This is a genomic window from Haloarcula sp. HT12 (genome assembly GCF_055271655.1).
This window is the reverse complement of the sequence record NZ_JBUXKW010000002.1, coordinates 108,455-126,210: the sequence shown is the minus strand read 5'-3', so window position 1 is coordinate 126,210 and position 17,756 is coordinate 108,455. Positions and strand designations below refer to the sequence as shown.

The 17,756-nt window shown below is 67.1% G+C and carries 21 protein-coding genes; 13 read left to right on the top strand and 8 right to left on the bottom strand.

Annotated elements, in window-relative coordinates:
* Window positions 1–22: 22 nt before the first annotated feature.
* From ACY9XZ_RS05765 to ACY9XZ_RS05755, 3 genes are all read right to left on the bottom strand, one after another.
* On the bottom strand, window positions 23–1,156 hold the full coding sequence (locus ACY9XZ_RS05765) for a thiolase family protein (protein WP_463456107.1): 1,134 nt from the start codon (window positions 1,154–1,156) through the stop codon (window positions 23–25).
* A gap of 105 nt (window positions 1,157–1,261) precedes the next feature.
* Window positions 1,262–1,732: a pyridoxamine 5'-phosphate oxidase family protein gene (locus ACY9XZ_RS05760; RefSeq protein ID WP_463456106.1), complete on the bottom strand. Its 471-nt coding sequence runs from the start codon at window positions 1,730–1,732 to the stop codon at window positions 1,262–1,264.
* 159 nt (window positions 1,733–1,891) lie between these two features.
* A complete protein-coding gene (locus ACY9XZ_RS05755; protein ID WP_463456105.1) occupies window positions 1,892–3,472 on the bottom strand; it encodes a YegP family protein in 1,581 nt (526 codons plus the stop codon).
* Window positions 3,473–3,590: 118 nt separating this feature from the next.
* Between ACY9XZ_RS05755 and ACY9XZ_RS05750 the strand changes: the two genes are divergently transcribed.
* From ACY9XZ_RS05750 to ACY9XZ_RS05735, 4 genes are all read left to right on the top strand, one after another.
* Window positions 3,591–4,940 carry an ATP-binding protein gene (locus ACY9XZ_RS05750; RefSeq protein ID WP_463456104.1) on the top strand — a complete coding sequence of 450 codons (1,350 nt, stop codon included), beginning with the start codon at window positions 3,591–3,593 and terminating at the stop codon, window positions 4,938–4,940.
* Between the two features lie 83 nt (window positions 4,941–5,023).
* A complete protein-coding gene (locus ACY9XZ_RS05745) occupies window positions 5,024–5,299 on the top strand; it encodes a hypothetical protein (protein WP_463456103.1) in 276 nt (91 codons plus the stop codon).
* Between the two features lie 44 nt (window positions 5,300–5,343).
* Window positions 5,344–6,219, top strand: coding sequence for an MBL fold metallo-hydrolase (locus tag ACY9XZ_RS05740; RefSeq protein ID WP_463456102.1), 876 nt, complete (start codon window positions 5,344–5,346; stop codon window positions 6,217–6,219).
* A 62-nt stretch (window positions 6,220–6,281) separates the two neighbouring features.
* The gene (locus ACY9XZ_RS05735) at window positions 6,282–6,578 is read left to right on the top strand and encodes a hypothetical protein (protein ID WP_463456101.1); all 297 of its coding nucleotides are present in this window, start codon (window positions 6,282–6,284) and stop codon (window positions 6,576–6,578) included.
* Window positions 6,579–6,596: 18 nt separating this feature from the next.
* On the opposite strand, the gene ACY9XZ_RS05730 is transcribed toward ACY9XZ_RS05735, so the two are convergent.
* Window positions 6,597–7,547 carry a DUF5787 family protein gene (locus ACY9XZ_RS05730; protein ID WP_463456828.1) on the bottom strand — a complete coding sequence of 317 codons (951 nt, stop codon included), beginning with the start codon at window positions 7,545–7,547 and terminating at the stop codon, window positions 6,597–6,599.
* Between the two features lie 230 nt (window positions 7,548–7,777).
* Between ACY9XZ_RS05730 and ACY9XZ_RS05725 the strand changes: the two genes are divergently transcribed.
* The 5 genes from ACY9XZ_RS05725 to ACY9XZ_RS05705 are packed head-to-tail and all read left to right on the top strand — an operon-like array spanning window position 7,778 to window position 10,704.
* Window positions 7,778–9,007 (top strand): translation initiation factor IF-2 subunit gamma, encoded by a 1,230-nt coding sequence (locus tag ACY9XZ_RS05725; protein ID WP_463456100.1) that lies wholly within the window; start codon window positions 7,778–7,780, stop codon window positions 9,005–9,007.
* The gene (locus ACY9XZ_RS05720; RefSeq protein ID WP_463456099.1) at window positions 9,007–9,384 is read left to right on the top strand and encodes a twitching motility protein PilT; all 378 of its coding nucleotides are present in this window, start codon (window positions 9,007–9,009) and stop codon (window positions 9,382–9,384) included. The genes ACY9XZ_RS05725 and ACY9XZ_RS05720 overlap by 1 nt, the downstream gene beginning before the upstream one ends.
* A 3-nt stretch (window positions 9,385–9,387) precedes the next feature.
* The gene (locus ACY9XZ_RS05715; RefSeq protein ID WP_463456098.1) at window positions 9,388–9,966 is read left to right on the top strand and encodes a DNA-directed RNA polymerase; all 579 of its coding nucleotides are present in this window, start codon (window positions 9,388–9,390) and stop codon (window positions 9,964–9,966) included.
* Entirely contained in the window at window positions 9,966–10,163 is a 198-nt protein-coding gene (gene spt4, locus ACY9XZ_RS05710) for a transcription elongation factor subunit Spt4 (RefSeq protein ID WP_463456097.1), read from the top strand. Before ACY9XZ_RS05715 ends, spt4 begins: the two co-directional genes overlap by 1 nt.
* Before the next feature lies 1 nt (window position 10,164).
* Window positions 10,165–10,704 carry a GTP-dependent dephospho-CoA kinase family protein gene (locus tag ACY9XZ_RS05705; RefSeq protein WP_463456096.1) on the top strand — a complete coding sequence of 180 codons (540 nt, stop codon included), beginning with the start codon at window positions 10,165–10,167 and terminating at the stop codon, window positions 10,702–10,704.
* Between the two features lie 19 nt (window positions 10,705–10,723).
* Here ACY9XZ_RS05705 and ACY9XZ_RS05700 read toward each other — a convergent pair whose 3' ends face one another.
* Window positions 10,724–10,879, bottom strand: coding sequence for a rubrerythrin-like domain-containing protein (locus tag ACY9XZ_RS05700; RefSeq protein ID WP_463456095.1), 156 nt, complete (start codon window positions 10,877–10,879; stop codon window positions 10,724–10,726).
* A gap of 89 nt (window positions 10,880–10,968) precedes the next feature.
* Window positions 10,969–12,000 carry a TIGR01177 family methyltransferase gene (locus ACY9XZ_RS05695; RefSeq protein ID WP_463456094.1) on the bottom strand — a complete coding sequence of 344 codons (1,032 nt, stop codon included), beginning with the start codon at window positions 11,998–12,000 and terminating at the stop codon, window positions 10,969–10,971.
* An 88-nt stretch (window positions 12,001–12,088) separates the two neighbouring features.
* On the opposite strand from ACY9XZ_RS05695, the gene ACY9XZ_RS05690 reads away from it, so the two are divergent.
* Window positions 12,089–12,478, top strand: coding sequence for a DUF7473 family protein (locus tag ACY9XZ_RS05690; protein ID WP_463456093.1), 390 nt, complete (start codon window positions 12,089–12,091; stop codon window positions 12,476–12,478).
* A 113-nt stretch (window positions 12,479–12,591) separates the two neighbouring features.
* Entirely contained in the window at window positions 12,592–12,864 is a 273-nt protein-coding gene (locus ACY9XZ_RS05685) for a HalOD1 output domain-containing protein (RefSeq protein WP_463456092.1), read from the top strand.
* 224 nt (window positions 12,865–13,088) lie between these two features.
* Here ACY9XZ_RS05685 and hisG read toward each other — a convergent pair whose 3' ends face one another.
* Both hisG and ACY9XZ_RS05675 read right to left on the bottom strand, forming a co-directional pair.
* Entirely contained in the window at window positions 13,089–13,937 is an 849-nt protein-coding gene (gene hisG, locus ACY9XZ_RS05680) for an ATP phosphoribosyltransferase (protein ID WP_463456091.1), read from the bottom strand.
* A 66-nt stretch (window positions 13,938–14,003) separates the two neighbouring features.
* The gene (locus ACY9XZ_RS05675) at window positions 14,004–15,146 is read right to left on the bottom strand and encodes an MFS transporter (RefSeq protein WP_463456827.1); all 1,143 of its coding nucleotides are present in this window, start codon (window positions 15,144–15,146) and stop codon (window positions 14,004–14,006) included.
* Between the two features lie 213 nt (window positions 15,147–15,359).
* Between ACY9XZ_RS05675 and ACY9XZ_RS05670 the strand changes: the two genes are divergently transcribed.
* Window positions 15,360–16,658 (top strand): amidohydrolase, encoded by a 1,299-nt coding sequence (locus tag ACY9XZ_RS05670; protein WP_463456090.1) that lies wholly within the window; start codon window positions 15,360–15,362, stop codon window positions 16,656–16,658.
* 137 nt (window positions 16,659–16,795) lie between these two features.
* A complete protein-coding gene (locus ACY9XZ_RS05665) occupies window positions 16,796–17,719 on the top strand; it encodes a hypothetical protein (protein WP_463456089.1) in 924 nt (307 codons plus the stop codon).
* Window positions 17,720–17,756: the final 37 nt, after the last annotated feature.

Sequence of the window (17,756 nt, the reverse complement as noted above, 5' to 3'; positions counted from 1 at the left end):
CCGCAGAAACGCGATATCGCGGTCAGGGCAGTCGGAACTCGATGGCCGCGCCCTGCCCGAAGCCGACACACTCGGTCGCCAGTCCCAACTCCGCGTCGCGGCGGTTCATCTCGTGGACGAGCGTCACCGGGAGGCGCGCCCCGGAGGCCCCGAGCGGGTGGCCGATGGCGATCGCGCCGCCGTTGACGTTGTAGATGTCGTCGTCGAAGCCCAGCTCGCGCTGGCAGTACAGACACTGGGAGGCGAAGGCCTCGTTGAGTTCCACGAGGTCGTAGTCGTCCGTCTCACGGTCGGTGCGCTCGGTGAGTTTGCGGACGGCGGGGACCGGGCCGATCCCCATCACAGTCGGATCGACGCCGGCGACTTCGTGGGAGCCGATCTCCGCCAGCACGTCGAGCCCGCGGTTCTCGGCGAACTCGCGGGAGGTGACCATCAGCCCCGCTGCACCATCGGAGACCTGCGAGGCGTTACCGGGCGTGACCGTGCCGTCGGATTTGAACACTGTCGGTAGCTCGGACAGTTTTTCGAGCGTGGTGTCCGGGCGGATCCCCTCGTCTTCCGCAAGCTGTCCGTCCTCGGTACTGATGGGGACGATCTCGTCGTCGAAGCGACCCGATTCCGTTGCGTCGGCGGCGCGCTGGTGGCTCCGGAGCGCGTACTCGTCCTGTTCCTGCCGGGCAACGTCCATCTCGTCGGCGACCTTTTCGGCGGTCATCCCCATCTGGAGCTCGCCGATGTTGTACTGTTCGGCCAGCCCCGGGTGGACGTTGTGGGTGTTTTCGTCCATCTGCACGCGGGACATCGACTCCACGCCGCCGGCGATGAGCACGTCACGCTGGCCGGCCGCGATGGCGTCCGCCGCGCGCATCAGTGCTTCTGCGGAGGACGCACACCAGCGGTTGATCGTCGACGCGGGGACGCTCTCGCCGAGATCCGACAACAGCGCGATGACGCGAGCCATGTTGTTGCCCTGCTCCCCGCGCTGTTGGGCACAGCCCCACAGCAGGTCGTCGACGTCGTCGGCCTCGATGCCGGTCGACGCGAGCAACTGATTGACCAGCGGCACGGAGAGGTCTTCGCTTCGGACGCCGGCGAGCGCGCCGTCCTCCTTTCCCTGGGGCGTTCTGACCGCATCTACAATGACAGGTGTGGGCATGGGAAACGGAACGTCTCGACCTGTGTTAAAACCTCACAAACTCTACACAGCGGGGGAACCGTTGTCGGCCGCCCGACCGCTTCCCGCTGTCGTCGAGCGGCGGACTCACTCCGGTTCGAACCCCGGCGGCAGGCCGGCATGTCTGAGCCCTTCCTTCTCGTCGATGTGGAACCGGTAGACTTCGATGTCGCCGTCCTCGATGGCGTCCGCGAACATCTCCGGCCGCCACGCCGTATCGAGCACGTCCGCGAGGTCGTCCCATTCGGTCTCGGGGACGGCCTCGATACCGCCCTGCAGCAGGACACTCTCCCAGTGGAACATCGATTCGACTTTGTACACGAGGACGGCCACGCTCGCTGCCGCCTCGGTCAACTGTTGCTTGCGACTCGCCGACCCACCGATGAAGGTGAAATACAGCGAGCGGTCACCATCGTACCCGAACGACAGGGGGATCATGTACGGTCCGTTCTCGGTCGGCAGTCCCAGCACGCCGACCCGCTGGTTCGACAGAAACGCCGCGATGTCGCTGTCGTCCATGCGCGTGAGTCCGGCCGCTTCGAGCGCGTCTATTGTCATATGTGTATAACTTCAGCCGAAACCTGTTTAATTAATTCGGCTATTCTTCGCGACGGAGAATTGCTCGGTTGGGGCTCTCATACGGATTGTTGTAGCGATTTACCGGCACCCGCTGACCCGGGGTCGGAAATAATCTACAATAATCCGTATCAGTCGGGGCTACTCTTCGTCCGGCGCGCCGGGCGCGTGGCGCTTGATCCGCTCGATGGCGGCGATGGCCTTGTTGCGCTCGGCATACCCCTCGCCGGAGTCAGCGATGATCTCACCGTTGCGGTGGCGGAGTCGCCAGCGCCACTCCTCGCCCGCGTCCTCGTACACTTCGAACGCCGCGCTCCCGATAGCCAGCAAGTCAGCGTCGGCGGCGTAGGACTGGACCCGCTCGACGGCGTCCATCGCTTTCGACCGGTTCGCGTACCCCTCGCCGCTGTCGGCGACGAGTTCGCCGTTGGCCGCGCGCAGCCGCCAGCGCCACTCCTCGCCCGCGTCCTCGTACACCTCGAAGCCGTCGTCGACCTCGGAATCGGGCGCGAGTTCGCTGACTCGACGGGCCGCGCGCCGGGCGTTGGACCGGGAACTGTACCCCTCGCCGGAGTCGGCGAGGATGTTGCCGTTGCGGTGGAGCAAGCGCCAGCGGAACTGGCCGGCAGCGTCGGCGTACACCTCGTACGCCACGGGGTCGATCTTGAGGTAGGCCGCGCCGGGGACGTACGCACGGACGCTCTCCAGCGCCCGGCGGACGTTCGACTTCGAGGCGTACCCCTCGCCGGAGTCGGCGAGGATGTTGCCGTTGTCGTGGCGCAAACGCCAGCGGAACTCCCCGGCCGAATCCTCGAACAGTTCGAACGCGGCGTCGCTTTCCGGGGCCGGCACGACTGGCACGTCCTCGGCGGTGTCGTTCTCGGTGGCGTCCTCGAAGAAGACGACGGCCCCGCCGGCGGCGTTGGACTGGACGCTGCGAAGTCCCTGCATCGCCTTCTGGCGCGAGGAGTACCCCTGTGCGCTGTCGGCGATGACGTTCGAGTTTCGGTGGCGGAGCCGCCAGCGGTACTTGCCCCCAGCGTCTTCGTACAGTTCAAACGTCGCCTTGCTGTCCATCGCAGCCGCGATGGTGGCCTGCGCCGCAGCGAGTTCCGCCTCGGTGGCCGCCGTGACCGTTTCCATCTCCTCGCGGACGGCCTCGCTGGTCGCAAGTTCTTCGGCCAGCGTATCCCGCTCGCGAGTCGCCTGCTCGGCAGCCTGGGACTGCTGCTGTGCTTCTCGTGACGCCCGGTCGGCGTCCTGTGTGGATTGCTCGGCCAGTTCGGTGGCCTCCTGTGCCGTCCGCACGGCCTCGTCGTAGGCTTCCTTTCGGCCGGTCAACAGCGGCGAGACGACCGCTCCGACCGCCATCAGGCCGAGACCAGCGATGTACAGCGTCACCGCCGGGTTCCCCTCGGGGCCGGTCCAGTTCGAGGGGTAGAACATCGTGAACCACACCATCGCCACCAGCCCCACCACGGCACCGAGGTAGGTAAGTATCAGGCCTCGGCGCGTCAGGGGCAACCGAATCGTCGGGCCAGCAAACAGCAGTATGAGCCCGATGGCTCCCAGCAGGTAGCCGAACTGTCGGGGCGTGCTGCGGGACGCTGTCAGGTAAAACAGCAGGAGCCCGACGATACCGAGGATGATACCGACGACGAACAGCCAGTAGCCGTAGGCTTCGTCGTCGGTGGTCGGCTCCCCGATTCGACTTCGGTACACCGATAGTAATGCGTTATCAGTTGCCACAAATCTGCTTCACAGAGTAGGTATATTACCTTGGTGTCGGTCATCGGGGCTTCGAGTGACTTATACCGATTGCGTGGTAACATCAGTGGGAATGAGCAATCCGGAACTGGATGTCGTTGAGTTTCTGCTGACGGCCACTATCTACAGCGAGCGGCGGGACCTGGAGCCGGACGACCTGCCGGCCTCCTATCGCTCCGTGTTCTGGAGCGACGGCGAGATCGAGCGGCCCCTGTCGGTCACCAACACGACTGCGAGCGAGGCCACCGGCGTCGAGCGCCCCTGGGCGGCCATCTCCGGCCTGATGTTCACCGACCGCGACGACTTCTCGGGGAGCATCTCCCTGACCGACCGCGACCTCGCCGAGGAGTGGTTCCTCGAACGGGTCGACGCCGCGGCCCTCGAAGACAACCCGGTCCTGGCGAAAGCCTACGAGGAGCAGGTCGAGGGCGCTGATTACGAGCGCGCCCGCGAGCAGAATCGCCCCTCGCGGGCCGACCGCGCGTTCATCGACGCCAAACTGGAGGAGGCGTTCGACACCGACGACGAGGACGACGAGGAGATGCTGGACCTGGTCGATGTGCGCGCCCCCGAAGAGGTGGAGATGACGCTGGCCGACCTGGTGTTGACCACCGACCAGGAAGACGAGATCCAGAAAATCGTCAAGGCCATCGAACACCGCGACTACCTCGCCCGCATCGGCCTGCGAGAGATCGGGAAACTGCTCTTTGTCGGCCCGCCGGGGACCGGCAAGACGAGCGTCGCCCGCGCGCTGGCCCACGACCTCGACCTGCCCTTCGTCGAGGTGAAGCTGTCGATGATCACCAGCCAGTACCTCGGCGAGACGGCCAAGAACGTCGAGAAGGTGTTCGAGGTCGCAAAGCGGCTCTCGCCGTGTATCCTCTTCATGGACGAGTTCGACTTCGTCGCCAAGACCCGCTCCTCCGACGAGCATGCCGCCATCAAGCGCGCCGTCAACACCCTGCTCAAGAGCATCGACGAGATTTCGCTCATCCAAGACGAGGTGTTGCTCATCGGCGCGACGAACCACCCCGACCAGCTCGACGCCGCCGCCTGGCGGCGCTTCGACGAGATCGTCAACTTCCCGAAGCCGGACCACGGGATGCGCGCGGACATCCTCCGCATCGTCACCCAGCAGATGGAGATCGACGACTTCGATCCGGAGACGCTGGCGGAGCTAACCGAGGGGCTGACCGGGAGCGACCTCCGGCTCGTGCTTCGTGAGGCCGTCCTCAACGCGCTCACCGAGGAGCGGACCACGCTGACCCAGCAGGACCTCGAAGACGCCATCATCGACTTCGAGGAGCGAGACAACCTCAAGAACATGGACATGATGGACGGCGACGCTGACGCGCTGGTCGCCGGGAGCGGCGGCTTCTCCGGTGACGGCGGCAGCGACCACGACCACGATCACGACCACTGAGCGGCGGATCATCCATTCGAGCGCCGGTTCTGGTGTGGGTATGAGCGGTTTACTTATCAGTGCAGGAATCATTCCCTGTAGCCATGGCTGACGACGACGTGTTCACCGAGACTGACGACCCCGCCGAGGCGTGGGTCGACGTTCGCATGACTGACCCCGACGAAGGCGAGTGGGACGTCGACGTGGTTATCGCCGAGAAGCAGGTCGAGTACGTCGACCTGCGCATCCGGCCGGCGTTACTCGAAGGCTTCCTCGACTGCCTGTTCGACGACCTGTCCGACGAGCGTGCCCAGTCCCTGCTGGCGGCGACGCTGGAGCGACAGGGCGTCGACCCGTCGGACCTCGCCGACACCCAGTAACGAAAGCGAGGGGCTTAGGCGAGTCGCCCTCCGAGGGGACGGTAATGGAGGTCACGCTGCTCGGAACCGGCGACACGACGGGGACGCCGACGGTCCAGTGCGACTGTGACACCTGCGAGCGGGCGCGCGACCCTGACGAGGAACTCCGGACCCGCGTCCGCGAACGCGGCATCGACCCGGATGGGGGCGTCGAGCGGTCGCGCTTCTCCGTCGCCGTGGCGAACGACGAAACCGGGGCGTCGCTACTCATCGACCTGAGTCCGGATTTCCGCCACCAGTTCCTCCGCGAAGGGGTCCCGCTGCCGGACGCGGCCATCGTCACGCACGTCCACTTCGACCACCTCGACGGCCTCGGCAACGCCTATCGCCTGTTCGACGAACTGCCGGTCCACGCCGCAAACGAGACGGACCCGGTGACCGGCGAGAGCGTCGCCGAGGGCGTCCGGAGCCGCTATGACTATCTCGACACGGTGTCGGTCCACGCACAGACGCCGTTCGAGTCGTTCACCGTCGCTGGTTTCGAGGTGACGCTTGTCCCGGTCACCCACCCGCCGCTTTTGTGCTACGGCCTGCGCATCGAGGAACCACAGACCGGTGCGGTGCTGTCGATCTCCGGGGACACCTGCTACGACGTGCCCGAACGCTCGAAGTCCGTGCTGACCGGGGCCGACCTCGCGCTCGTCGAGGGCATCGTCCATCCGGAGGCCTGCGAATACCACCCGAAAGGCGGCGCACACCACGACGAAGACGGCGTCCCGCGGACCTTCGGCACGAAACACATGACCCTGCCCGGCGCGCGGGACTTCGCCGCCGACATCGACGCCGACGACTACCGCATCGTCCACACCGCGCACTACGTCCCCGCGGACAGGGCCTTCGCCGACGACATCGGACTCGACGGCGAGCGGTTCACGCTCTGAGACCGGATTCAGCTCCGTGAAACAGGCCGTACCTTATAGGCCATGGCGAGTAACGGTTCCGTATGGACAGGCGCGGTATCGCGGAGATCGGGGGGCTGTCGCTGGCCGGCGGCGTCCTTGCAGTCGCCATACAGCAGGTCGTCGCGGGCGGCATCGACTGGGTGCTCGTCGTCGGACTGGTGGCCTGCATCGGGATCGCGGCCGCGGCGAATTATCAGGCCAGAACGAAACACGCGGCCCAGGTCGCCACCGAGGCACCGGCGGTGACCGAAGACAACTACGAACAGCACGGCCGGCCGACGGCCGGCGACGGCGGCGTCCCACCGGATGACGCGCCCTCGGCGGACGACGACCAGTAGCGCGGACGCTTCTCGCGGCTATCCGAACCGATCCAGCCCCGACTGCCGACGCCTGCGGCCGTCGGGATCCGCCCGCCACGGCGTCCGCTCGGCACGGAGCGCCTCGCCGTCGACGGCCGGCGGGTCGGCAGCCTCGTAGCCCCCGCAGTCAGGGTTGCACTCGTCGCTTTCGCGGACGGCGCGGCCCTTCCACTGACAGTACGGGATACCGTCGCTGTCGGGCGAACAGCGGGCACACGCGGGGTAGTCGAAGCTCCGCCACCCCTTCCCGTAGGCCCGCTCGGCCAGCGCCCGGCGGGCCCGGGCCTTCTCCCCGGCGCTGACCGCTCTGACATCGGTCCGCATCGGCTGTGTCTCGATCAGTTCGATGCCCGCGTCGTCGGTCGGTAACGGCGTCGGCTCCCGTCGAACGTCTATCGTTCCGCTGTCGGCGTCGAACCGCCAGACGCCGACTTCGTCGGGGATTCGGTTGAGGTGTGCGCCGGTGACGTAGGAGGCCGTCGCCAGCACGACGCGGTCAGCGAGCGCCAGCGACACGTCGGTCCGCAACTGTGATTCCAGATCGCCGGGCCGGCCGAGGTCGGGCTTGTTCTCGATAGCCAGAATGCCGTCGAACCAGTCGGGGTACCGCGCCGTCTGGCGAACGTACGTCCGACCGCCGCGGCGCTCGCGCTCGAAGAAGCCCCGCTCGACCGCCAGTTCGACGGCTCGCTCGGCGCGGTCCGGGTGGCAGTCGAAGGCCGCTTTCCAGTACCGCGCCCGACCCGGACCGACGTCGCTCTCGATGGCGGCCGTCGGGAGCCGCTCGGCGGTGATGGCCGCCCGCTCCTCGAACTCCGGTCCCGGCTCGACGACGACGGTGTCGAGCACCCGCCGGCCGTGGACGGCCCCGCCGAGCTGGCGGCTCACCAGGCGGCCCTCGCGTTCGAGGTGGGCACACAGTGCCAGTTCGAAGTCGAACTCCCGCACGACCGAAGGCAGGGCCGGGACGGGCAAAAGCCCCGCGCCCGGCTCCCGCGCGCCGACGAGGCGGCGGGCCAGCACCGATAGCGCGAGTGCCGGAGTCAGCGAGAGCTCCACAGGTGGCCGAGGTACGCCGCCAGCAGGGACCAGATCGGCGACTGAACCGGGTTCGGCGGGGCGCAAACAGTAGGTTTATCAGTTGCACGCGGCGAAACTCCACCAAGATTACTCTCGAAATGACATCGAACAAACAACCGGAGGTGAACATCGGACTCGTCGGGCACGTCGACCACGGAAAGACGACGCTCGTACAGGCGCTGTCCGGCGAATGGACCGACCAGCACTCCGAGGAGATGAAGCGCGGTATCTCTATCCGACTCGGCTACGCCGACGCGACCTTCCGTCGCTGCCCGGAGGCCGAGGAGCCGGAGGCCTTTACCGTCGACGAGCACTGCGACGACCACGACGTCGACACCGACCACCTCCGGACGGTGTCGTTCGTGGACGCGCCCGGCCACGAGACGCTGATGGCGACGATGCTGTCCGGCGCGGCTATCATGGACGGGGCCGTCCTCGTCATCTCGGCCACTGAGCCTGTCCCGCAGGCCCAGACCGAGGAGCACCTGAGCGCGCTCGACATCATCGGCATCGACAACATCGTCATCGCCCAGAACAAGGTCGACCTCGTCGACGAGGACCGGGCGATGCAGAACTACGAGCAGATCCAGGAGTTCGTCGAGGGCACCGTCGCCGAAGGCGCACCAATCGTCCCGATCAGCGCGGGCCAGGAGGCCAACATCGACCTGCTCATCGAGGCGATCCAGTCCGAGATCCCGACGCCGGAACGGGATCCCGACGAGGACGCCCGCATGATGGTCGCACGGTCGTTCGACATCAACCGCCCGGGGACGACCTGGGAGGACCTGATGGGCGGCGTGCTCGGCGGGTCGCTCGTGGGCGGGCAACTGGAAGTCGACGACGAGATCGAACTCCGCCCCGGCCGCGAGGTCGAGGAAGGCGGGCAGACGGAGTGGCAGCCCGTGACGACGACGGTCCGCTCGCTGCAGTCCGGCGGCGACTTCGTGGACACGGTCACGCCGGGTGGCCTGCTCGGCGTCGGTACCGGGCTCGACCCGTCGATAACGAAAGGCGACGCGCTCGCCGGCCAGGTCGCCGGTCCGCCCGGCAGCCTCCCGCCGGTCCACGAGACGTTCACGATGGACGTGGACCTGCTCGAACGCATCGTCGGCGACGACGGCGGCGAGGTCGACGAGATCTCGACCGGCGAACCGCTGATGCTGACTATCGGCACCGCCACCACGGTCGGCTCGGTCACGAGCGCGCGTGACGACGAATGCGAAGTCGCGCTCAAGCGCCCGGTCTGTGCGGCGTCGGGCTCGAAGATCGCCATCAACCGCCGTGTCGGCGCTCGGTGGCGGCTCATCGGCGTCGGCACGCTGCGGTGATGATCGTGCTGGATACGAACGCGCTGATGATGCCGGTCGAATGCAACGTGCGGCTGTTCGAGGAACTCGACAGGCTCCTGCCGGACGCGACGGACTACGTCGCGCCCGCCGCCGTCCGCGACGAACTGGCGAAACTGGCCGACGGGGCCGGCGCGGAAGCGACCGCCGCCTCGGTCGGGCAGGACCTGCTCGACCGCTGTACGGTCCGGGAGACGACGGCGGACTACGCGGACGACGCCGTCCTCGAACTGGCACAGGCAGCCGATGCGACACACGCGGTCACGAACGACACCCCCCTCAAACGACGCCTGCTGGACGCGGGCGTTCCAGTAATTAGTTTAAGGGGCCGGAACAAACTGGGTATCACTCAACCATAACACATGTATAAACGGGTACGCCTACGCGATACGGTCGAAGTCCCGCCACGCTTTCTGGCGGAGGTCAGTCCGGGGCTGGTCAAACGGCTCCTGCAAGAGAAGCTCGAAGGTCGAATGGACGAGGACGTCGGCAGCGTCGTCTCCGTCATCGAGGTCCACGACATCGGCACCGGCGCCGTGCTGCCGAACAAGCCCGGCGTCTACTACGAGGCCGAGTTCGACGCGCTCACGTTCGACCCACAGATGCAGGAAGTGGTCGACGGCGAGGTCGTCGAGGTCGTCAACTTCGGGGCCTTCATCGGCATCGGGCCGGTCGACGGCCTGCTCCACGTCTCCCAGATCTCCGACGAGTATCTGGCCTACGACGAGGAGAACCAGCAGCTCGCCTCCCGGGAGTCCAACCGGACGCTCACCGTCGGCGACGCCGTCCGGGCGCGCATCGTCACCAAGAGCATCGACGAGCGCAACCCGCGGGACTCCAAGATCGGCCTGACGGCGAAACAGGTCGGCCTGGGCAAGCACGGCTGGCTCCAGGAGGAGCGCGAGCGCCGCGAAAGTGCGGCGGAAGCCGGTGATAGCTGATGGCGGACCGACTCGTCTGCCGCGACTGTCACCGCGTCCAGGGCGCGGAGATCGAAAGCCAGTGTGAGGCCTGTGGCGGCACCGCACTGACCGAGGACTGGGCCGGCTACGTCGTCATCGCCCATCCGGAGCGCTCCGACATCGCCAAGGAGATGGAAGTGACAGACCCGGGCAAGTACGCGCTGAAAGTCCGCTAACGTGTCCGACGTCGTTCTCGAACTCCCGAGTGACCTTCGGCACGAGCTGAAAGAGCCGCTCGGAGCGATTTATACCGATACAGCGGCGCTGCTCGCTGACGCCGGCGACCCGATCATCGCCGTCGGCGATATGGTCACGTACCACCTCATTGAGGCCGGTCGCGTGCCGGACCTCGCGCTGGTCGACGAGCGAACCAAGCGTTCAGCCGTCGACGCGGACGTGTCGGCGGCCATCGACGGCTTCGACCGGACGCTCTCTGTCGACAACCCGGCTGCCACGCTCACCGCCGCACTGCTGGACGCGCTCCGAGATAGTCTCGACAGCGACGGGACGACATTGCTTGACGTCGAGGGCGAAGAGGATCTCGCCACACTCCCCGCAGTGCTCGCTGCACCGGCCGGTGCCAGCGTGGTGTATGGCCAGCCAGACGAGGGGATGGTGCTGGTCGACTGCGACGACACGGCCCGCGAACGCGCGCGGTCGCTCCTGGAGCGGATGGACGGCGACGCCGAGCGAGCGCTCAGGCTCGTGTCCGAGTAACCGGAAAACGCGACAGCCGCTACTCCGGCCGCGGCACGCTGAGGTTCTGCATGTCCGTCTCACAGCGGTCACAGCTCACTGTGGAGAGTTCACTACAGAGGCGTTTGCCACATTCGGGACACTCGAACAGCTGTTCGTCGTCGTCACAGGGGGCGGGGTCTGACCACGTTGGCATACTTGACAGTGACTGGCATTCCACATGGCATAAACCTTGCTCATACCACGGTAAATTACAACGATTGTCCAGATAAATTGGACATACGTTCACTCCATCACGTGAACGTGCCTGACAAGGGAACGGTGGACCCGTCGCCGGAAGTGGTCGGTGACCGTCCAGCCCGCGTCGGTCGCGGCCTCGCGCCAGTCGCGGTCGGCGACGAGGACGCACCGTCGTGCGACGCGGTCGGCTTCACCGAGCGCGCCAGCAACGAGCGGAGCCAACTCGCCCTCGATACGGGACTGCCGGCCGTAGGGGGCGTCGAAGACGGCGGCGTCGACGGCGTCGTCGGCCACCGGGAGGGCGGACGCATCGGACCGGAACACTCCCCACTTGCCCGGCTCGGGATAGGCGTCCCTGTCGGGATGGCCGTTGCCGTCGAGTGCGTAGGCCAGGTTCTCGCGCGTGCCGACGACCATCTTTTCCTGTGCGTCGCCGCCGACCACGTCGGCCCCGACCAGGCCCGCCTCCAGCAGGAGGCCGCCGGTGCCACACATCGGGTCCAGTATCGTGGCGTCCGGGCCGGCTCCGGCGATATTGACCAGCGCGCGGGCTTCGAGCGGGTCCATGCTGCCGGGCTGGAAAAACGGCCGGTCCGTCGGTTGTCTCTGGCCGAAGTCCCGCACGCTCTCGGCGGCGAGCCAACCCAGCGCACAGCAGGCCTCACCCGTCCCGCCCTCCTCGTCGCCGGCGGGGTCCGAGAGGTAGACGTAGAGGACGTGGTCGGGGTCGTCAAGGTCGACGGCGAAGCCGCGGTCGGTGAGCACGCCGCCCAGCGTCCGCTCGGCTTGCTGTGTGTCGATGCCGGTGCTCGCTCGCACGTCGACCGCCCGCACGGCGACGCTCCCCTCGCGGTCGATAGTCGCGGCCGACAGCAACGCCGCGGCGCTCTCGATGTCTGGGTCGGTGGTTCCGAGCAGGTCACAGGTCCGATGGGTGAACGCGAGGTGGCGAACGCGGTCGCTGACCCCCCGTGCCGTCGCCAGTCCGGGCGCGAGGGTGTCGACGGCGCTCGCGACGCTTGCCGCTTCCCGCCGCGCGAACGCGTCGTCCTGCCCGCCGAGTTCGAGGACGTACACGCCCGAGCGGTGTGGGCGAGCGGCTATGAGCGTGCCGGTCCCGCCCCGGGAACAAAACGCACAAGCGAGGGGCCGCCGAACCTCGGGTATGCTCCAGTCCGGGTTCTCCAGCCTGACCGGTGGCGGTATCCTCGCCGTTCTCGTGACCGTTCTCGTCACCTGGCTCTTCTATGCCCTCACGCTCCATCTGGCCGCGACGTTTTTCATCGGTGATGTCCCGAGCCAGCTCGCGGCGAAAGCCGCCATCGCGCCGGCGGTCGTCTCGCTGGTGCTCCAGCGCTGGGGAGTCGAGTCCGGCATCGTCTCGGCGGACCTGGGCGTGCTGGTGGTGCTCGTCCTCACGATGCTGGCCGACGGTATCGCGATCAGCTACACGTACCGGCTGTCGACCCGCTCGACGGCCCCGCTCGTGGCGCTGCATCTGGCCTTCGCCGCCGTGCTCGGGTTCGCGCTGAACAACATCTTTGGACTAGTGTAATCGTCCCGCGAAGAAGCTACTTGAGTTGCTGTCCTCCGGTTTACCCGGATAATAAATACCACTGCGAAAGTGAAAATCAAAAACAATTAGATATACTGAATTATAGAGTACGTATGATTACCCGTGAGGTTCGACCCGGTGAATCGGTAAGCGAGGCGGTCGTCCATGCTGTGAGCGCCGTTGAGAACAGTCGGCCGCGAGCGCTCCCGTCACTGTACGGCACTGTCAACCCCGAAGCGCTGAACGACCTGTTCAGGCCGGAGAACGAACGCGATACTCGCCAGCACGATACGGTTTCCTTTCGGTTCAGCGACTCTATTGTCACGGTCGGCGCGGACGACCGTATCAGAGTCGAGCGGCCACAGATGTCTGGAGATACGAGCTAATCCACAGTTCTATCGGTGGGTTTCTCTTTTCAGCGTCCCTACTTTCGCATCTTTGTGACTCGACCGGGTACATAGCCCTACTGCCGGCCCGTTACACCGAGGCGGCCACTGGTCGGAGAACAGCAGCGGTGCGGGAGCGGCGGTACCGCTGCCATGGCTGTACCCCAGCTGCGAGCATACGGTGGCCTGCGAGCGCGTGAACTGAGGGGTGACGTAAAATGGTACTATTCGATCAGGCGTTCGATCTCCGTCACGAGGATGTCGCTCGCGCCCACGTCCTTGAGCGAGCTGATCGTCTCGAAGACGGCGCGCTCCTCGACGACGGCGTGGACGGCGAGCTGATCGGAGCCGGCGATGTCCATCACGGTGGGGCCCCCCATCCCCGGAAGCACGTCTTTCACGTCGTCGAGGGCGTCCTCGGGGGCGTTCATCATGAGGTAGCGTTTGTCCTCGGCGGCGAGGACGGAGCCGAGCGCGGTGTCGACCTGCTGGACCTTCTCGTCATCGGCGGTGTCCGCGCGGGCGAACAGGCGGACGGAGCTTTCCAGTACGTCGTCGACGACGGCGAGGCGGTTCATCCGGAGCGTGGTCCCGGTCGAGGTGATGTCGACGATGCCGTCGGCGATGTCGACGTGGGGAGTCAGTTCCGTCGCGCCGGACACCTCGGTCACGTCGACCTCGACGTCGACCCGGTCGAAGTAGCGGCGGGTGATCGTCGGGAACTCCGTGGCGATGCGGCCCCCTTCGAAGTCGTAGACGGTCTCGATATCGCTGTCCTCGGGCGCGGCGAGGACGAGGCGACACCGGCCGAAATCGAGATCGCGGAGTTCGACGAGGTCGTCGGCGTCGGACTCCCGGACCTGGTCGAGGCCGGTGATGCCCACGTCGGCAGCCCCGTCAGCGACGTACTCGGGGATGTCGGCGGCACGGGCGTACAGGACGGTTACGTCCGGGTCGACGGTATCGGCGTGCAGTTGGCGGTCGGCCCCGTCGACCAGGTGGAGGCCGGCCCGTTCGAGCAGTTCCTCGCTTGGTTCATGCAGGCGGCCCTTGTTGGGGACGGCGATTCGCATACGCCTACTGGTAGGCCGCGGGGCAACTGTCTTTCCCCTCGGATCGGGGGCTTGCGGGCAGAGCCGTCACAGCCGGTCCCGCTGCGGGAGGGTGACGAAGACGCCTGCGGCCAGGAGCGTCAACCCAGCAAGGCCATAAAACGCGAGGGCGAACAGGCCACGGTCGGCGAGCAGGCCCACGGCCGTCGAGCCGAGCGAACTGACCGCGAAGAAGGTGGTCCGGAGCAGGCCCCAGCCGGTGCCCTCGGCGGCGTCCGGCAGCGTGTCGACGATGTAGGCGTTTGCCAGCGGGCCGGCACTCATCCGAATCCCGATAGCGCCGGCGACGACGGCCAGCGGAAGCGGGCCCTCGACGGACGGAACGAGCGCGAGCGGGACGGTGCTGACCAGCGCGACGCCGGTCAGGACAACGGGCGTCCCGTACCGGTCTGCGAGTCGCCCGGTGACAGTCTGTGAGAGCGCGCCGCCGACGAACAGCACCGAGAGGAGCGCCCCGGCGGTCCCCTGCGAGAAGTCTCGGACTGTGACCAGATACGTCGTGAGAAACGCCGTCACGGCCTGGAAGACGAACAGCATGAGCGTCTCGCCGGAGACCGACAGCACGAGCTGGCGGTTGCGGAAGCCGGCGACGACCGTCCGGAGGTCCCGCCGGAGGCTCCGTTCGCTCTCGACGGTCGGGCGGTCCGAGACCGACAGCCAGAGCGCGACGGCTACCAGCAGGAACAGCGGGGCGACGCTGGCGAGCGCCAGCCGCCACCCGTAGCGGGTCGTGACGAACGCGGCGACGGCGGGCAGGGCGGCCGCCCCGAGCGAGCCGGCGGCCATTACGACGCCGAAGGCGGTCCCCTCGCGGGCGTCGAACGTCCGCGAGAGGACGGTCCCGCGGGTCGGGCCGTACAGCCCCGTTCCGAGCCCGAACGCGCCCGTCGCGACGAGAAACAGCGAGAACACCGGCGCGAGAAAGTAGCCGAACAGCCCGACGCCCGACAGCAACGCCGCGGCCACCAGCAGCGTCCGCTCACCGATCCGGTCGATGAGGACGCCGGCGGGGAACTGCATCGCCGCGTACGTGAGCCAGAGGACGGTGACCGCGAGTCCGGCCTGGGCGTTCGAGATGACGAACTCCTCGCGTATCGTCGGGAGAATAGCCGGGACGACGAAGCGCATCCCGAGGACGAGGAACCAGCCGGCGGCGACGGCGAGCAACATTCGGGCCGGGCTTCCGTGTCGCAAGGCGGTGACCCGCTGTCGGATGCGCTCTGCCGTCGCCATGCTCTTGGCCGCCCGGACGCGCCGGAGCGGAAAGACCCCTGCGGAACAGGCACCGTTTCGGTGACCGAACCACCTGAAGGCATGCCAACACGCCCCACAGCGCCGCTCTGGACCCGGCGAACTAAGACCCGCGGTTGCAAAGTCACCGCCATGAGCGAACTTCTCGTCACCGGCGGGCAGGTCCTCCGACCGGACCTGTCCGTCGAGCGGGCGGACGTACTGGTATCCCAGGACAGCGGCGACATCGTGGCCGTCGACGAACCGGGGGCACTGGACGGCGATGACGAACTCGACGCCAGCGACGGGCTCGTCATCCCCGGGCTGGTCAACGCCCACACACACGTCGCCATGACGCTGCTGCGCGGTCTCGCGGACGACAAGCCCCTCGGCGCCTGGCTGCAGGAGGACGTCTGGCCCGTCGAGGCGGAACTGACCGCCGAGGACATTCGGGCCGGGGCGGAACTCGGACTCGTCGAGATGATCCGGTCGGGGACTACGGCGTTGTCGGACATGTACTTCGAGGTCGAGGAGATCGCCGAGGCCGTCGACCAGGCCGGGATGCGGGCGGTGCTTGGCTTCACTGCGGTCACCGTCGGCAAGGACGACGAGGGCGCGCGGGCGGACCTCCAGGCAAGCCTCGACGTGGCTCGGAAACTCGACGGCGCGGCCGACGGCCGCGTTCGGACGACGTTCCAGCCCCACTCTTTGACGACGGTCGGCGAGGAGTACCTCCGTGAGTTCGTCCCAGAGGCTCTTTCGGATGATCTCTCGATCCACCTGCACGCCAACGAGACGCGCGACGAGGTGACGCCCATCGTCGACGAACACGGACAGCGCCCGCTCGCATACGCGGACGATGTCGGCCTGCTGGACGGCGACACCTACGTCGCCCACGGCGTCCACGTCGACGACAGCGAGATCGACCTGCTGGCCGAGACCGGCACCGGCGTCGCCCACTGCCCGGCCTCGAACATGAAACTCGCCAGCGGGATGGCCCCCGTCCAGGACCTGCTCGACGCTGGCGTCACCGTCGGTATTGGGACGGACGGCGCGGCCTCGAACAACGACCTCGACATGTTCGACGAGATGCGCGACGCGGCGATGCTCGGCAAGCTGGCGGCCGACGACGCCAGCGCGGTCGACGCCGGCACCGTCGTGGAGATGGCGACCGCAAACGGCGCGGCCCTGCTTGGCTTCGACAGCGGCCGCATCGAGGCCGGTGCGAACGCCGACCTGGCGGTCATCGACCTCGACGCTCCCCACCTGACGCCGGCCCACGACCTCGTCTCGCACCTGGCCTACGCCGTCCACGGGAGCGACGTGTGCCACACGGTCTGTGACGGCGAGGTGCTCATGCGGGATCGCACGGTCGAAGTGTTCGACGAGCAGCCCGTCCGCGAGCGGGCGAACGAGCACGCGGCCGCGCTGATCGAGCGGGCCGGAAACTGACGGCTGGAATAAACGCTGAGAACAAGTCTTAAACGATATAACCTTTTCTCAGGTGGCGTTGTCGAATTCGCAAACGACGTGAACGAGTTGAACGGGAGGGGGTGTTTATCGCTCTCTCGGCGAACGTATCGGGTACGATGCGCACCAAACTCTTTGCACTGTACGCCGCTGTCGGACTGACGCTGCTGGCCGTCGGTCCGGGACTGGCGGCCGCGGCGGACTCGGCCGGCAACACCGACGCGGGGAACACGCTCGCGGTCGGTGTCTCGCAGGCCGACGACGGCAGCGCGACGGTATCGGTCACACAGAACGAGACGGGCGTCGGGAACGCCTCTGTCGTCGTGGAGACGGCCGATAACGCTTCCTACGCCGGAACCGGGAACTACACGACCGACGACGACGGGACGGTCGGACTGCCCGCGCCTGAACAGAACGTCACTGTCGACGTGACCGCGATGGCCGACAATCATACTGCGACGACGACGGCCGATCTGACCGTCGCCTCGGAGAACCTCACCGAGTTCGACACCTTCGGACTCGAAGTGTCGGCCTACGTCAGCGACCTGCTGGGCGACGAGAACCGGACCGGCGGCATCGGCCCGGCCGTCGCCGGCTTCGTGACGGCGAACAACCCCGGCAACGCGCCCGACCACGCCGGCCCGCCCGCACACGTCACCGGTGAGAACGAGTCCGACAACGAGACCCACCCCAGCGAGCGACAGGGTCCGCCGGCGGACATCTTCGGTGACGAGAACGAGACGGACGACCGACGCGGGCCGCCCGAGGACCGCGGTCCGGACCGCGATGCTGATGAAAACGAAACGGATGACGACGGGAATGAAACGGACGAGAAGCGTCGCGGCCCGCCCGAAAACGCTGGGCCACCCGAGGACGGCGATGACGACGCGGAGAATGAAACCGAGTACGACGAGAACGAAACCGAGGATGTCGAAGGGGAAGACGACAGTGACGAGGACGACGATGACGGCGGCAACGGCAACAACGGCGGCAATGGCGGGCCGCCGGACGACGCTGGCCCGCCGGACGAGCGCGGTAACTGAACGGCTTCGGTAGCGTTTTAGGAACTCTCTTCCTCTG

Coding starts and splice junctions, on each gene's coding strand:
- ACY9XZ_RS05765 (WP_463456107.1), bottom strand. CDS start 1,156: ATGCCCACACCTGTCATTGTAGATGCGGTCAGAACGCCCCAGGGAAAG.
- ACY9XZ_RS05760 (WP_463456106.1), bottom strand. CDS start 1,732: ATGACAATAGACGCGCTCGAAGCGGCCGGACTCACGCGCATGGACGAC.
- ACY9XZ_RS05750 (WP_463456104.1), top strand. CDS start 3,591: ATGAGCAATCCGGAACTGGATGTCGTTGAGTTTCTGCTGACGGCCACT.
- ACY9XZ_RS05745 (WP_463456103.1), top strand. CDS start 5,024: ATGGCTGACGACGACGTGTTCACCGAGACTGACGACCCCGCCGAGGCG.
- ACY9XZ_RS05740 (WP_463456102.1), top strand. CDS start 5,344: ATGGAGGTCACGCTGCTCGGAACCGGCGACACGACGGGGACGCCGACG.
- ACY9XZ_RS05735 (WP_463456101.1), top strand. CDS start 6,282: ATGGACAGGCGCGGTATCGCGGAGATCGGGGGGCTGTCGCTGGCCGGC.
- ACY9XZ_RS05725 (WP_463456100.1), top strand. CDS start 7,778: ATGACATCGAACAAACAACCGGAGGTGAACATCGGACTCGTCGGGCAC.
- ACY9XZ_RS05720 (WP_463456099.1), top strand. CDS start 9,007: ATGATCGTGCTGGATACGAACGCGCTGATGATGCCGGTCGAATGCAAC.
- ACY9XZ_RS05715 (WP_463456098.1), top strand. CDS start 9,388: ATGTATAAACGGGTACGCCTACGCGATACGGTCGAAGTCCCGCCACGC.
- spt4 (WP_463456097.1), top strand. CDS start 9,966: ATGGCGGACCGACTCGTCTGCCGCGACTGTCACCGCGTCCAGGGCGCG.
- ACY9XZ_RS05700 (WP_463456095.1), bottom strand. CDS start 10,879: ATGCCAACGTGGTCAGACCCCGCCCCCTGTGACGACGACGAACAGCTG.
- ACY9XZ_RS05690 (WP_463456093.1), top strand. CDS start 12,089: ATGCTCCAGTCCGGGTTCTCCAGCCTGACCGGTGGCGGTATCCTCGCC.
- ACY9XZ_RS05685 (WP_463456092.1), top strand. CDS start 12,592: ATGATTACCCGTGAGGTTCGACCCGGTGAATCGGTAAGCGAGGCGGTC.
- hisG (WP_463456091.1), bottom strand. CDS start 13,937: ATGCGAATCGCCGTCCCCAACAAGGGCCGCCTGCATGAACCAAGCGAG.
- ACY9XZ_RS05675 (WP_463456827.1), bottom strand. CDS start 15,146: ATGTTGCTCGCCGTCGCCGCCGGCTGGTTCCTCGTCCTCGGGATGCGC.
- ACY9XZ_RS05670 (WP_463456090.1), top strand. CDS start 15,360: ATGAGCGAACTTCTCGTCACCGGCGGGCAGGTCCTCCGACCGGACCTG.
- ACY9XZ_RS05665 (WP_463456089.1), top strand. CDS start 16,796: ATGCGCACCAAACTCTTTGCACTGTACGCCGCTGTCGGACTGACGCTG.